Source organism: Acinetobacter tandoii DSM 14970 = CIP 107469 (assembly GCF_000400735.1).
GTDB classification, from domain to species: Bacteria; Pseudomonadota; Gammaproteobacteria; order Pseudomonadales; family Moraxellaceae; genus Acinetobacter; species Acinetobacter tandoii.
Genome location: NZ_KE007367.1, coordinates 619,330 through 633,477 on the forward strand (window position 1 = coordinate 619,330; position 14,148 = coordinate 633,477).

Annotated in this window: 12 protein-coding genes and 2 pseudogenes; all 14 read right to left on the reverse strand. The window is 40.3% G+C overall.

Translation table 11 applies throughout. The features are described from left to right. Positions 1-306: 306 nt before the first annotated feature. Positions 307-1,512, reverse strand: a complete 1,206-nt coding sequence (locus tag I593_RS12440) for an MFS transporter (protein WP_016167927.1) — start codon at positions 1,510-1,512, stop codon at positions 307-309. Between the two features lie 42 nt (positions 1,513-1,554). Then, the gene (locus I593_RS21005; RefSeq protein ID WP_016167928.1) at positions 1,555-1,689 is read right to left on the reverse strand and encodes a Rossmann-fold NAD(P)-binding domain-containing protein; all 135 of its coding nucleotides are present in this window, start codon (positions 1,687-1,689) and stop codon (positions 1,555-1,557) included. Positions 1,690-1,872: 183 nt separating this feature from the next. Next, on the reverse strand, positions 1,873-2,454 hold the full coding sequence (locus tag I593_RS12445) for a TetR/AcrR family transcriptional regulator (RefSeq protein WP_016167929.1): 582 nt from the start codon (positions 2,452-2,454) through the stop codon (positions 1,873-1,875). Positions 2,455-2,767: 313 nt separating this feature from the next. Next, positions 2,768-3,535: an ADPR responsive transcriptional repressor NtrR gene (gene ntrR / locus I593_RS12450; RefSeq protein WP_016167930.1), complete on the reverse strand. Its 768-nt coding sequence runs from the start codon at positions 3,533-3,535 to the stop codon at positions 2,768-2,770. Positions 3,536-3,595: 60 nt separating this feature from the next. After that, positions 3,596-5,089, reverse strand: a complete 1,494-nt coding sequence (locus I593_RS12455) for a nicotinate phosphoribosyltransferase (protein WP_016167931.1) — start codon at positions 5,087-5,089, stop codon at positions 3,596-3,598. Between the two features lie 11 nt (positions 5,090-5,100). Then, positions 5,101-5,985: a phosphoribosyltransferase family protein gene (locus I593_RS12460; protein WP_016167932.1), complete on the reverse strand. Its 885-nt coding sequence runs from the start codon at positions 5,983-5,985 to the stop codon at positions 5,101-5,103. 198 nt (positions 5,986-6,183) lie between these two features. Beyond that, positions 6,184-6,288 (reverse strand): annotated as a pseudogene (locus I593_RS20435) (sulfite exporter TauE/SafE family protein); the annotation flags it as partial. A gap of 77 nt (positions 6,289-6,365) precedes the next feature. Then, a pseudogene (locus I593_RS12465) lies at positions 6,366-6,572 on the reverse strand (TetR/AcrR family transcriptional regulator); the annotation flags it as partial. A 78-nt stretch (positions 6,573-6,650) separates the two neighbouring features. Further along, on the reverse strand, positions 6,651-7,826 hold the full coding sequence (locus I593_RS12470) for a Fic family protein (RefSeq protein WP_016167934.1): 1,176 nt from the start codon (positions 7,824-7,826) through the stop codon (positions 6,651-6,653). A 472-nt stretch (positions 7,827-8,298) separates the two neighbouring features. Beyond that, entirely contained in the window at positions 8,299-9,357 is a 1,059-nt protein-coding gene (locus I593_RS12475; protein ID WP_016167935.1) for a 2,3-butanediol dehydrogenase, read from the reverse strand. A 21-nt stretch (positions 9,358-9,378) separates the two neighbouring features. Continuing rightward, positions 9,379-10,164 carry an acetoin reductase gene (locus I593_RS12480; RefSeq protein WP_016167936.1) on the reverse strand — a complete coding sequence of 262 codons (786 nt, stop codon included), beginning with the start codon at positions 10,162-10,164 and terminating at the stop codon, positions 9,379-9,381. Positions 10,165-10,175: 11 nt separating this feature from the next. Next, the gene (gene lpdA / locus I593_RS12485; RefSeq protein ID WP_016167937.1) at positions 10,176-11,576 is read right to left on the reverse strand and encodes a dihydrolipoyl dehydrogenase; all 1,401 of its coding nucleotides are present in this window, start codon (positions 11,574-11,576) and stop codon (positions 10,176-10,178) included. Positions 11,577-11,587: 11 nt separating this feature from the next. Beyond that, positions 11,588-13,120 (reverse strand): 2-oxo acid dehydrogenase subunit E2, encoded by a 1,533-nt coding sequence (locus tag I593_RS12490; RefSeq protein WP_016167938.1) that lies wholly within the window; start codon positions 13,118-13,120, stop codon positions 11,588-11,590. Between the two features lies 1 nt (position 13,121). Continuing rightward, entirely contained in the window at positions 13,122-14,141 is a 1,020-nt protein-coding gene (locus I593_RS12495) for an alpha-ketoacid dehydrogenase subunit beta (protein WP_004979604.1), read from the reverse strand. Positions 14,142-14,148 lie beyond the last annotated feature (7 nt).

A 14,148-nucleotide genomic window follows, 5' to 3' on the forward strand; every position in this document is an offset into this window, starting at 1 on the left:
TATTTAAATAATTATTTTTTTTCATTTAATTAGATATTTAAGGATAATCTTAAATACATATTGAGTATCTACTTTCAGATTATGATGAAAAAAATAAAGTTAAAAAGACATGAGTGACGTGATGCTTTTCTTTTGAATTAGGAGCTGTAAAAATAAGGTAAAGAATCGATTAAATTGTCTTAAAATTTATAACATCAATAAAAATATTTTATTAAGTGGATGAAGTTGACCCTCTAAATATTCATTTAATGGTGAATAGACACTAGCTTGATTGGAACCAATCTAGTGTCTAAATTTATTTAAAAATTATCTATTTTTAAATCCATGTACCTTAGCTTGTAAGACCACATAGAAGGAAATTATTGATAAAACACACATCGCTATCGTGAATGATGATGGACCGATTTTTTGAAGTAATATTCCACCTAATAATCCTCCTCCAGCAACGGCTAAATTGAAGACAGTAACTAACATAGACTGGGCTACATCAGCACCTTCACCAGCAGTATCTGCAATTGCGGTTTGAAGCAAAGTTGGAGCCCCACCAAAAGTCATACCCCACAGCGCGATACCACTCAGTACTAGCCAAGCAGAGTTCCCACTACCACCTAAGCCAATTAAGATCGCAGCAATTGCAAATCCAGCTAAACTTAGCAAGGTTAATAAACGTAATGACTGATCCACCCAAACACCAGTGACCCAAATCCCGATGATTGATGACACACCAAATAATAAAAGTACCAGATCTATATGCTTACCAAGCCCTACAGATGCCAGATAAGGTGAAATAAAGGTATACAAAACGTTATGTGCAAGAATCCATAAGAAAATTACCGCTAACACTGAGCGAATACCTGGATGTAAAAAAATCTCTTTGATCGATTGGCGTTGCTCTGCAACTTGTCCAGAAAAGTTTGGAATCGCGACTCTAATCCAAATCACTAGAAATAAGGCGAGCAGAGAAATAATCCAAAATACGCCTCTCCAACCAAACATGCTGCCTAACCAAGTACCTAAAGGCACTCCCAGACATAAGGCAATAGGCTGTCCTACGCCAACTATGGCTAGCGCTCGACCCTGTAAGTTAGCAGATACCATGCTTCGAGCATAACCTGCGAGTACTCCCCAAATAATTCCCGCCGACATCCCCGCAATAAAACGAGCAACCAACACAACAATATAGCTGGAAGATAATGCAGTTAAGGTATTGAAGATTAATAAGCCACTGATTGCCAGTAAAAATAAAGGTCTTCGTGACCAACTACGAGTAGCTGCAACAACAGGAATAGCAGCTATTACAGAACCTAAAGCATAAACAGATACTAATTGCCCTGCTAAAGCTTCTGTTACCTGTAAATCCCTACTAATCAATGGCAACAAACCTGCTGGCATGGTTTCCGTCATAATTGTAATGAAACCAGCAAGCGTAAATGCTAGAAGCTTTAAAACAGGAATATCTTCTTTAGAGCTATTCACAATATCTGATGTCACAGCGTTATTTTGTATATTCATAGTCCACCCTTTAATGGTGCTTTGCTTGACTCTTCTAAAGCTTTATTTTTCATAGCTATAGTTCCATACATTTACGTTAAAACCATTTCCTTTAAGGTTCCTAGCTATTGCAGCCCTTGTAATGCCAGTAGCAAAGACTGCAATTGTCTTTGCTTTAGATTGTGCTGCTTGAGTCATTGTTACTTCCTTTCTTTGTTGCTGATAAAAAATGGTGTGTGTTGAATTTGTATGGCTGACTTTTAAAATGGATTGTTTTGTAACGATCATTCCAAAATAGGTAAAAAAAGGACATGCCTTGATCTATTAACAGTTCATCTATTAATACATCAAGGAATATGACTATTTTATCAATTCATAAATTTAGATTACGCTTATCGCAATATCCACGATGTCAACGAGCCTTTCGGATTGATATTTTTTTTCACTGCCTTTACTTACGACACGGATTCCTTGAATCGTACTTACGATAAATCTAGCTAATGCTTCAGGGTTTTTTGTAGCATCAATTTCACCATTAGCCTGCCCACGCAGTATTAACGAGCTAATGGCTCTTTCCATTCTGCTTAAATTTTTTGCGACTAAATCAGCAATTCCCTCATCGTGTCTTGCCATCTCTAAACAGGCATTGGCGACCATACAGCCCATGTTTTGAGTATCATTAAGCTCTTCTGAGACAATTTTCATGAGTAAACGGCGTATTAGTTCTCTAACAGTTCCATCTTCAGATAATATGGCTATATTGCTAGCAGTAATCTCATAATAACGTTTTAAAGCAAATTCATATAATCCATATTTACTTTCAAAAGCGTTATAAAGGCTGCCACGTCCTAGGCCAGTGCCTTCTACTAAGTCTTGAATACTCGTTCCAGCATAGCCTCGTTGCCAAAAAACTTTCATAGCAGCTTCTGCTATATCATCTTCTTCAAACTCTTTTGGTCTCATTTGGAATTCTTTCTGGAATGATCATTCAAAAAAATATATCATTCACTCGACTTAAACGTCAATAAAAAATCTTATTAACACTATTTATCAAGGAATATATTTTATGGGTAAAATTACACGCATGGGTTCAGATCAAGCACAGTATGTAGAATCAATATTAATTCCAAAGGAAGATTAGATTTTAAAGGATTTCAAAAAGCTTACGCTGAATTCTTCACAGATTATGATGTACAGATATGGTGAAACATAAAATCTGTACACATGACAAAGTCAGATGCATAACAAACATCAATCATAAGCGCATCAATATGCGCTAGTCAGAAAGCTCATTGTTTTGCTTATCTTCACCCTCTTTATTTCTGGGTAATTCGAGTGAGCGAGGAAATATAAAATCGAAAGAATCGAGTGCATAGCGATAAAGCTGAGCTGGTCGTTTGCCTACAATTTTACTGTGGTTCGTTTCTTCAACTGCACCCGCTTCTATCATACGGCGCCTAAACGCTTTTTTATCTAAGGATTGCCCAAGAATAATTTCATAAATAGTTTGTAGCTCAGTCAGCGTAAACAACTCAGGCATGAGACTGGCTGGCAATGCGGTATAGCGAGTTTTACTAGTTAAACGCTCTAATGCCAAGTTAAGCAATTCATTATGATCAAACGCCAACGTTAAATCTTGTGCTTTTGCTACAGGCACCCATTCGCTGTATTCAGCTAATGCTTGATGTTGATATGCATTAAAATCGATTAAGGCAAAATACAAAATGGTTACTGCCCAGCCACGCGGGTCACGTTTGGCATTGCCGACAGAAGCAACTTGTTCCAAGTAAGGTGAACTAATTCCTGTTTTTTCGACCAGCTTACGATAAGCCGTGGCCATCAAATCTTGGTCATGGGTTAAATCGGCAAAACCGCCGGGTAAAGCCCACTGGTCTTTGGCTGGAAAGTTGGGTCGCTTAATGAGTAGTACCTGCAACTGACCATTAAATACCGAGAAAATAGCCATATCGACAGTGAGTAAAGGTGCGTCATAATCTCGGCGATCATAACTGGCAAGGAATTCTTGTTCAGTTTGAATAGTCACGTTCAGCCTCTCAATAAAAATGATGAGCCGATACTCATGCAACGGCTCATCTAAACTCAGTTATGCGATGGATAAACGCTCACGAATTTGATCCAAAGTACACTCATATTGAAGTTTACCACTTTCAAAGACAGTTTTTAGCGCCCCGCCTTGTTCTTGCTCGGCTGTTTGCTGATCAAACAAGGTAAAGCCATTTTCACTTTCTTCGATGCGTAACAGACCTTTCGCAGATTTTTTCACACCTGAGTCAGTAATTGGATCTTTAAACAACTCACGGCCTACACCATTCACTTGTCCCCAAGTCGCTTTCACAGCAAACCCAAAGGTATCGCGAGTTAAGTAATTATAGGTAAAACTGCCGATCCCAAACACCAAGTTTTTTGAAGCAAAGCCTTTGACTTCAAGCCCTTCTAAAATGCGCTGTGCACGGTCTAGAGTAATTGAGTCACCATAAATTAAACCGACACGTTCATTAAGCACTTTATAGCCTTGCTCAGTTGTTGTACCACCAAACACTTCCCATAAACATTCAACTGCGCCTTTGTAGGCTGGGCTGCCGACTTCGGCATCTGGGTCACCACAAATAATTTTAACAGGGTCACCAGAGTCTGGACGAAAAACCAATTTAGCCAAGCCTAAAGCATTCGGTTGTCGCGCCAAAATTTCAGGTTTTAAAGCCACCGTAAATTCTGTAATGACTCGCCAAAAGTCCCAAGTATCAGACACAATACTGACAACACCCGACGGATAAAGCTCGCAAATTAAACGCTTAAATGTTTCTAGCTCACTGTCTTCAGTGCCCATACACATCACACTATGTTCGGTCGCTGGTACAGATACCCCAACCACACCTGTGGCATTGTAGTATTCTTCGGCATAGTCAATTGAAGCAACCGAATCTGTTCCAATAAAACTGGTTAAGTGGCCAATGCCAGATTGTGCAGCATCATAAATTCCACTCATACCACGGCTACTAAAATCATGTCCTTGCACAGGTACAAAATCGAGTGGTGCGCCAGTTTTTACAGCATATTGAGTTAATAATCGTTTGTACTCGTAGGCAATCGTTGCTGTAGTGCAGCTTTTCCAAAGTTCAGCACTTAACACGGTTTCAATATAATTAGTTAGCCAAAAGAAACACGGATCGGTATTAATTACAGTAAGCACAGGTACACGCATATTGACGCGGCTACCTTCTGGCAATGCTTTAATGCGTAATGGTAAATAGCCCAAGTCGTGTAATGCTTCAATGTGATCAACCGGTACAGCACCTTCACCTAGTGAACTATCCATACGGCGTTTATATGCAGACACCACTTTTTCTTTAGGTTGTTTGAAAAAGCCTTCATTCCATGTATCGATTAAAAAGTGTTTAACAAAACCCTGAAGACCAAAGAACACAACTTTATCGTCGAAGTCAGGCAACATTTTAGCAAGTCGAGATGAACGCGGCGTAAAGTTCGCGTACACGTACTCTGTGCCTGCTGGATACTGACGTCTGTGATCAGCTTTATAAAAATCGATAGCGTTTAATGGATTAAGTTTAATCGTCATCTTTGTTCTCTTTATTCTGCTGCAAAAGCAATTACTGAAATTTTGTCTGATGGTTGTTGTGGAAAGCTGTCTGAGGTAAACAGTTGATCTAACAGTCCACCAAAAACCTCTATTCCTTTACTGAAAATACCGTGGGTCACGTATAGAACGACCTTATGACAATTAAGACGACGGAGTTCTTTAGCAATACCAATAAAGGTTGCACCGCCATCACAAATGTCATCGGTAATGACCGCTGTTAAGCCTGATAAATCAGTCGCATGTACATGTGTACCTAAAATTTTGCCAGTTACTGGGTCACGTTTTTTATCACACTGAACAATAGTGATTGGTTGTTTGCGCTCGCTATTAAAAGCATCTGCGACCATTTGTGTACGCGCTTTTGCGCCTTTGTCTGGGCAAACCAACACTGTTTTTTCATCTTTTAACAATGTACTTAGCGCTTCACTCTTTGCGATGATGTCGACTGAACTGATGTTTACAACTTCACTAAAAGAAGTATTGGCAGCAAGTAATGCTGTTGTTACTTCACTATGGCAGTCCCAAACAGTCACCTTGCCTTGTTTGCCCGCTTTTTTGTCAGCATTGATGTTGAGTAACTTGGTCATCACATCAAGCGAGAACGCTTGGCCTACTGCACAAATACGGTCCTGACGTGCATATGGAAAATACGGAACTTCTAGGTCAATGGTTAAACCCTGAGTCAGCAATATATTTTCAAGTAGTAAATAGTCCATCACATCGTGACTTGAGGCCATGTGTGCACGAACCAATACATTGCCATATAGTGAACCTAAGGTTGTCTCATCAATTTGAACATGACGCTCGCCACCAGAAAACTGCGTAAATTTCACTGGAATTTCGTTTCTTGCCGCATCTAAAAGCTGGATAGCCATATCATCCTCTGTTTGTCTGATGACCTTCGATGAATATATAGTGGCACAAAGCCACTATATATTTCAAGTCTATTATTCAAACTTTTTTGAAAGCCATTTGAGGCATAAAATTTACAGTTTTAGAGCATGTAGAGATTTAATTTTTAAGAGAGATTACTCTTCAATTAATTGAAATAAAAAGTTAATTTAAATAAAAAGTTAATTTACACAAAGCATGACGAGTAGAACTATTATTAAAAGTAGCGGATACAACTTTGCCCGCCATAAATCAGGTAGTTTTGAAATAAATTTTTCAATAAAAAAAGGAAACCTTTTAGGTCTCCTCATACTCTACACAGATTGGTTAACCCGAATCAGAGTCTTGTTAATATGCTTCTGAATTAGGTTGCCAAATATCGATCAAGATTCTGTAAAGCAAAGCTAATTACTGTCGATAACTCTTCTTTTGAATATCCATCTCTTGCTTGAACAGATAGCCCGTGGAGAACAAGCGCGTAATATTGCCCTAAAGTTTTAGGGTCTGCATCTGCGACCAATTGATCGTCTGATTTTGCCTGAACAAATCGTTCGACCAGACTTTGGCCGCGATTTGAGATCACTAACTGGTTATATTTATGATAGTAAAACCCATAAAACATTGATTAATCAGACTGGATATATGGGTTTTAATGGCCGAACTGATAGTGATTTTGAGTAAACTTTTCTTTATCAACTTTCAACACGTAGCGGGTATTACGTCCACCACCTTCAAGTTTATGCAGTACATCTCCTTCCAGAAGTTCGGTTAGGTGACGTGTTGCTGTAGCTTTACTTACTCCAGTGACCTTTTGATACTGTGAAGCATTAATGCCTAGAGGGAAATCATTCTCTTCGCCATTGAGTAAACGATTTAAAACTTTATTCTGGGCTTCATTGAATTCGATATGAGAATAAGAGCTCCAAAATTTCGCTTTTGCAATCGTTCGATCAAGTCGTAGTAAAGACCTATCTATACTTTTCTCTAAAGTATCTAAGAACCAGACCAACCACTCATTAATCGTATAGGTATTATTCTGGCATTTCTCAAGAACTTCATAATAACTACTACGATTTTCATGGATGGCCACGGACATGGCGTATAAACGGATACTTTGGTGATCCATTTGGGCTAATGCTAAATCTGTAATGACACGAGTGATACGACCATTACCATCTTCAAATGGATGTAATGTCACAAACCAGAAATGAGCAAGTGCAGCTCGCAGTAACGGATCAAGCATTACATCTTCTCTGGAACTATTGAACCATTCTATAAAGTCATTCATTAGTCCCTGTAAATGCTCTCCACCCTCAGGTGCTTCAAAGTAAACCTTGGTTGTAGTGCCATAAGGAGAACCACCAACAACCTGCATTGGTGCCTCGTTATCACGGATCTCTCCTACTTTGATTTTTTGGGCAGCATAATCGAAGCGTTCTATAGTTTGAAAAAGCCAGTTATGCCATTGTAACAAGCGCTCCATGGTTAATGGCGCATTATGATTGCTCACTGCATCCATCATGATATTGGCTAAGCCTTCAGTTTTATCTTGAATTGGTGCAGGATTTTCTTCTGTTACCCCTAAACGCCGAGCTAATGAGGATTTGAGTGAACGAACATTCAACTTCTCATCTTCAATGAGTGAGGATGCGACTAGGTTTGTGAGCAGTGTATCTAATGGTAATGCCTCAGCATCTGGTGATGCTTTGCTCTCACCGACCAATTGACCTATCTTCTTATGAATTAAACGCAGTTTTACCGTAACGAGTGCTTCATCCCATTTAAATTTAGTCCAGTTTGCTTTTTGCCATACCCATTTTTTCATAAGCATTCCCCTACTGCATGAGCCGATTGTAACATCTATTCGGCTCATTTTGTGAGCTTATTAATTGAATTATTCAGCTCATTTTATGATTTGTGACCTAATAAAAACGATACTATGAGCCGAATAAATGGCTTAAACAGCTCATATAGTGAGCCAAATATACGGGTTATTCGGCTCATTTACTTCTTTTAGCCAAAAGGCACAGTTATGTAAGTTAAAAACGCAGTAATAGGTTGGTACTATTAATTTTTTGATTGCTATCAATGAGTAATAATTGTTCTCAAAAATACTATAAAAACACTTTTTGTGAATATATTTGCTCATTTCCATTGAATGACATAGTTTTTGCGCAAAATTTTGCTCATTTGAACAAGGCAGTGTTCTTACGGCGAACTTATCGATTCAAAATAAAAAGATGCAATAGATGTTGTATCTATTGCATCTTAGTTTTGCTAAATGGTTTAGCTATACATTAAGGATGAACAATAATTTTTACAGCAGACTCATTATTATGAATCAGCGTTTCAAAGCCTTTAGAAACAAGATCATCTAATGCAATACGTTGGGTAATAAAAGGTTCTAGATTAATCTTACCTTGCTCAACTAAACGGATGGTTTCCTGATGGTCATTGACATAAGCAATCGTGCCACGAATATCTAGCTCTTTCATCACCACACTATGCACATTAATTGTGGCAGGATGGCTCCAAATAGAAACGATAACGACTACGCCAGTTGGTTTCATTGCTGCAACGAGTGTATCCATGACTTTATTGACACTACTACATTCAAAAGCGACATCTACACCACGGCTTTCAGTAATTTTCATTACTTCATCAACCACATCAACCTGAGATGGGTCTAGTACATAATCGGCAACGCCAGCCTCTATCGCTTTTTCTTTACGTTTTGCACTCAGTTCAGTAATGATGACCGTAAGACCTTTGGCCTTTAAAATGGCTGATAAAAGTAGGCCTATTGGGCCTGCTCCACCAACCAGTGCAATATCGCCAGCTTTTGCACCACTTCTGACATAGGCATGATGGCCGACAGATAAAGGTTCTATCAACGCTGCTTGGTCTAAGGGAATATCATTTGAAATAGGATGTACCCAACGTCGTTGAACTGCAATTTTTTCAGAAAGACCACCACCACGTCCACCTAAACCAATAAAGTTCATATTTTTTGATAAATGATACTTATCATTCGGGCCAGTCGGCACATCGTCAGCAATAATATAGGGTTCAACTACGACATGTTGTCCAATTTGAATGTCATCTACACCCTCACCAACTGCATAAACCACACCTGAAAATTCATGTCCCATTGTTACAGGTGCAGATTCTCCCGAAATTGGATGTGGATGACCACAAGGTGGAATAAAAATAGGGCCTTCCATGAATTCATGTAAATCTGTACCGCAAATACCACACCATGCAACTTGAATTCCAACTGTGCCTGGAAGTACTTTCGGTTCAGGAATATCTTCAATCCGAATATCCCCTCGGTCATAAAAACGAGCTGCTTTCATTATGTATTCCTTATGTTGATATTAACGGTAAACCATTCCACCATCTGTCAAAATAGACTGACCTGTAATGTAGTTTGCATCCTCGCTGGCTAAAAATGCAACTAATGCAGCGACATCATCTGGTGTTTCAGCACGTCCTAAAGCAATACCATCTACATATTTTTTATACGTTTGACCAATTGGTGTGCCTGTAATTTCAGAGAAACGCTGATCTATTTCGACCCACATGTCTGTGCCTACAACACCCGGACAATAGCTATTTACAGTAATTTTAGCACTGGCATATTCTTTAGCTGCAGCTTGCGTCAATGCACGAACTGCAAATTTAGTTGCCGAATAAACACCGAGTAAAGCAAAACCTTCATGACCTGCGATTGAGCACGCATTAATAATTTTTCCAGCCTGTTGACGTTGTTTAAATTTATTTGCTGCGGCTTGAATCCCCCAAAGTACACCACCAACATTGATGTTCATAATTTGGTTAAATTCACTTGGCGTTACTTCTGCCAAAGCTTTAACTTGTGCAATACCTGCATTATTGATCATGATATCAAAACTATTAAGTGTCGATTCAGCATGATCAATTGCATGACTAACTTGTATTGGATCTGAAATATCCGCAATAAATGTGGTGGCTTTTACGCCAAAGGCTTCAACTTCTTTTTGAACAGCATTTAACTTTTCTTGATGAAGATCGATCAAGGCAATATGAACACCTTCTTGCGCTAAACGTAAGGCAATACCGCGTCCAATGCCTTGTGCAGCACCCGTAATTAATGCAACTTTATTGTTTAAACCTCTAGGCATGTTGCGACTCCTTAAATATGAATTGCACGTTGCATCGCCGACAGTACCGACTCATGCATCGCCTCAGACAAAGTAGGATGAGGGAAAATGACCTGTGATAAGCTTTCATCCGTCGCTTCTAGGTATTTTGCGATAGCAAAACCTTGAATGTGTTCGGTGACTTCATGTCCGACCATGTGAGCACCCAACAATTCACCCGTTTCCTGACTAAAAATGGTTTTAACAAATCCTGCGCTATCGCCCAAAGCCAATGCCTTGCCATTGGCTTGTAAAGGGAACTTACCCACATTAATATTCAAGCCCGAAGCTTTCGCTTTCTGTTCTGTCAAACCAATACTGGCCACTTGCGGATGGGTAAAAATACAGCCCGGAATTTGTGTACGATCTAAAGCATGTACATGACTTAGACCTGCAATTTTCTCCACACAAAGAATGGCTTCATGACTGGCTTTGTGTGCTAAACACGGCGCGCCTGCAACATCGCCAATTGCATAAACGCCCACAACATTGGTTTTACACCATGAGTCGACTTTAATAAAACCATTCTCAAATTCAATACCCAAAGCTTCTAGGCCAAGATTTTCAGCATTTGGTTTCACGCCAATAGCTGAAAGCACCTTTTCAACGCTAATGATTTGCACACCTGTGGCAGTTTCAATATGACAATGTACTTGAGCCTGATCAGTTTCTATTTTTTTTACGCTCGCTTCGGTTAAAACCTGCATACCCTGCTGTTCAAATTGCTTTTGTACATATTTTGCAACTTCAATGTCTTCATTAGGGAGAATCTGCTTTGCGATATCAACCAAGGTGACTTGGCAGCCTAAGTCTTGGTATAGGCTTGCAAACTCACTGCCTATAGCACCCGAACCAATGACCAGTAAAGATTTAGGTAATTGTTCTGGAACTAAAGCCTCTTTGTAACTCCAGACCTGATCACCATCTACAGGAATATGAGGCAAATTCGCCGCACGTGCACCTGTTGCTATAATGATATGCGGTGCAGAAATCTGATGTTTTTGACCATTCGCATCTGTAAGCTCTAATCGTTCTTTGGCAATAAATTGGGCTGTTGCATTAAAAACAGTGATTTGATTCTTTTTCAATAGTTGACCGATACCTTGTACCAGTTGTTCAGAAACCTGTCTGCTATGATGGACCAGTTTTTGAATGTCAAAGTCAACCGCGTTAAGCGTAAAGCCAAACTGCTCTGCGTGTTTGAACTGCTGCGCAAGCGCAGCCCCGCTCAATAATGCCTTGGTTGGAATGCATCCCCAATTAAGACACACTCCGCCTAAGTGTTGTTTTTCAACGATTGCCGTTTTTAATCCCAGTTGCGCTGCGCGAATCGCAGCGACATATCCTCCAGGACCAGCACCAATAACCACAAGATCAAATTGTGTATCTGACATGGCTATTCCTCCTACACCAAAATTAATGCAGGATTTTCGACAAACTGCTTAAATGCCGATAGGAATTGAGCACCCAACGCACCATCAATGACACGATGATCACAAGACAATGTTGCTGTCACCATTTCACGAACAACAATCTCATCATTTTCGACGACAGCACGTTTCTCTGCTGCACCTAAGGCCAGAATTGCACCTTGAGGTGGGTTAATAATGGCATCAAACTGTTGAATACCAAGCATTCCCAAATTGGAAATACTGAAACTACCGCCTTGAAACTCATTAGGTGCTAATTTTCCAGTTTTGGCACGTGTCGCCAGATCACGCATATCATTGGAAATTTGCGCCAAAGATTTACGGTTCGCGGCTTTAATAATTGGTGTGATCAGTCCATTTTCGATGGCCACAGCAACCGAAATATCAGCCTGTTTAAACTGTAAAATCTGCTGATTTTCTTCATCAAACTGAACATTGACCTGTGGAACTTTGATCAGTGCGGCAGCAGCAGCTTTAATCAGCATATCGTTAATGGACAGCTTGACTTGCGGTACGGTACTGTTAATTTGCTGACGCAAAGCCTGAACCGACTCAATATTTAAGTCTATCGTTAAGCGAAAATGTGGTGCATTACGCTTTGCTGCTTGTAGCCGTGAAGCGATTGCTTTACGCATACCATTCATAGCCACAGTAGTGAATTTTACTGACTCTGTTGGTTGCGCATGATCATGTTGAGCTTGTACAGGGTTTTCACGTTGATATACAGCTTCAACATCTTCCTTACAGACTCGTCCACGTGAACCCGATGCACGACAATCATGTAAATTAATATCCCATTGTTTTGCCAAACGGCGAGCAACAGGTGTTGCTAGAACATCACTATCATCTGCTTTCGATTTCGCGGCTTTCGTACTGGCTTGATGACGCACATCTGGCCAAGAACCACCAGCAGCTTGAACTGCGGCCTGAACATCTTGAACACTAATACGACCTTCACGTCCAGAACCAGTAATCTGAGACAAGTTTACATTATGCTTTTCAGCCAATTTCAAGGCATGTGGCGTTGCAAAAATATCATCGCTTTGTTGGTAGCCTTGTAACGCAGCAGGAATAGAATATCCGCCCTGAGTCACCGCTTTTGATCCATTACCAACACTGTTCTGTTTAGGAGCAGCTTGTACTTTGGTTTCAACTTGAGCTACAGCTACTTTTTCAGGAACCGCTGCTACCGCTTTATTTTCAGTTACAGCAGGTGTTCCACCTAAGGACTGTGCAAATGCTTCAACTTCTGCATCGGAAACTTGAGCGTCTGCACAAATTGCAATGACTCCTCCTACTACCAGCGTGTCACCATCTTTAGCAATAATTTTTCGTAGCAAGCCATCGAAAGGTGCTTCCAGAACATTGACGATTTTTGTGGTTTCAATTTCACAAATTTCCTGTCCTTTACTAAATTGCGTACCTTCCTGAATCAGCCATTGGGCAATCGTGCCCTCTTCCATGGACAAACCCCATTTTGGGATTTCTAGGGTTTTAATTTCGCTCATCCTAAGCCTCCAACGTCTTACGTACAGCCTGTTCGATGCGTTCTACACTTGGTAGCCATTCTTTTTCTAATACAGGTGAAAATGGTACGGGTGAATGTGGTGGAGTGACTAACTCGATTGGTGCTTTAAGATAATGAAAGCCTTTCTGGGCAATGAGTGCAGCTACATCATGTCCGAAACCACAACGCGCTGCAGATTCATCTACAATCACTACGCGACCTGTTGAAGCCACTGACTCTAAAATGCCATCTTCGTCTAATGGAGAAATGGTGCGAGGGTCAACCACTTCAACCGAAATACCTTCTTTTGCCAGCTTATCAGCGACTTCATTGGCACGATGCACCATCAGGCTTAATGCAATAATGGTGATATCTGTGCCTTCACGGGTGTAATTTGCGACACCAAAAGGAATAGTGTAAGCCTCATCTGGCACTTCGCCCTTAATGTCATATAACAACTTGTGTTCACAAAAGACCACTGGGTCATCATCTCGAATGGCTTGAATCAACAGACCTTTCACATCATAGGCACTCGAAGGCACCACCACTTTTAAGCCTGGCACTGAGGCAAACACGTTATATGGCGACTGGGAGTGTTGTGCTGCTGCGGAAAAACCTGCACCAATCATGCCACGTACAACGAGTGGTGCTTTGGCTTTGCCACCAAACATATAGCGGAATTTAGCCGCTTGGTTATACAACATGTCATAACACACGCCGTAAAAATCCATAAACATTAAATCTGCCACAGGTCTTAAACCCGTTGCAGCAGCACCTGCTGCCATACCAATAATCGCAGATTCTGTAATTGGAGTATCAATGACTCGTTCAGAACCAAATTCAGTCCATAAGCCTTTGGTTACACCAAGTACACCGCCAAAACCTTCCAGTTTATTGTCATCGGTATTTTTACCACCATGTCCACCACGAACATCTTCACCAACCACAATGACACTTGGGTCTCGGCGCATTTCTAATTCAATTGCTTCTTTAATCGCGTTTCGATAACTTTTATTTGGCATTTTTCTA

Excerpts from the sequence above, each read along its gene's own strand:
- I593_RS12440 (WP_016167927.1), bottom strand. The coding sequence starts at position 1,512 with ATGAATATACAAAATAACGCTGTGACATCAGATATTGTGAATAGCTCT.
- I593_RS21005 (WP_016167928.1), bottom strand. The coding sequence starts at position 1,689 with ATGACTCAAGCAGCACAATCTAAAGCAAAGACAATTGCAGTCTTTGCT.
- I593_RS12445 (WP_016167929.1), bottom strand. The coding sequence starts at position 2,454 with ATGAGACCAAAAGAGTTTGAAGAAGATGATATAGCAGAAGCTGCTATG.
- I593_RS12455 (WP_016167931.1), bottom strand. The coding sequence starts at position 5,089 with ATGACGATTAAACTTAATCCATTAAACGCTATCGATTTTTATAAAGCT.
- I593_RS12460 (WP_016167932.1), bottom strand. The coding sequence starts at position 5,985 with ATGGCTATCCAGCTTTTAGATGCGGCAAGAAACGAAATTCCAGTGAAA.
- I593_RS12470 (WP_016167934.1), bottom strand. The coding sequence starts at position 7,826 with ATGAAAAAATGGGTATGGCAAAAAGCAAACTGGACTAAATTTAAATGG.
- I593_RS12475 (WP_016167935.1), bottom strand. The coding sequence starts at position 9,357 with ATGAAAGCAGCTCGTTTTTATGACCGAGGGGATATTCGGATTGAAGAT.
- I593_RS12480 (WP_016167936.1), bottom strand. The coding sequence starts at position 10,164 with ATGCCTAGAGGTTTAAACAATAAAGTTGCATTAATTACGGGTGCTGCA.
- lpdA (WP_016167937.1), bottom strand. The coding sequence starts at position 11,576 with ATGTCAGATACACAATTTGATCTTGTGGTTATTGGTGCTGGTCCTGGA.
- I593_RS12490 (WP_016167938.1), bottom strand. The coding sequence starts at position 13,120 with ATGAGCGAAATTAAAACCCTAGAAATCCCAAAATGGGGTTTGTCCATG.
- I593_RS12495 (WP_004979604.1), bottom strand. The coding sequence starts at position 14,141 with ATGCCAAATAAAAGTTATCGAAACGCGATTAAAGAAGCAATTGAATTA.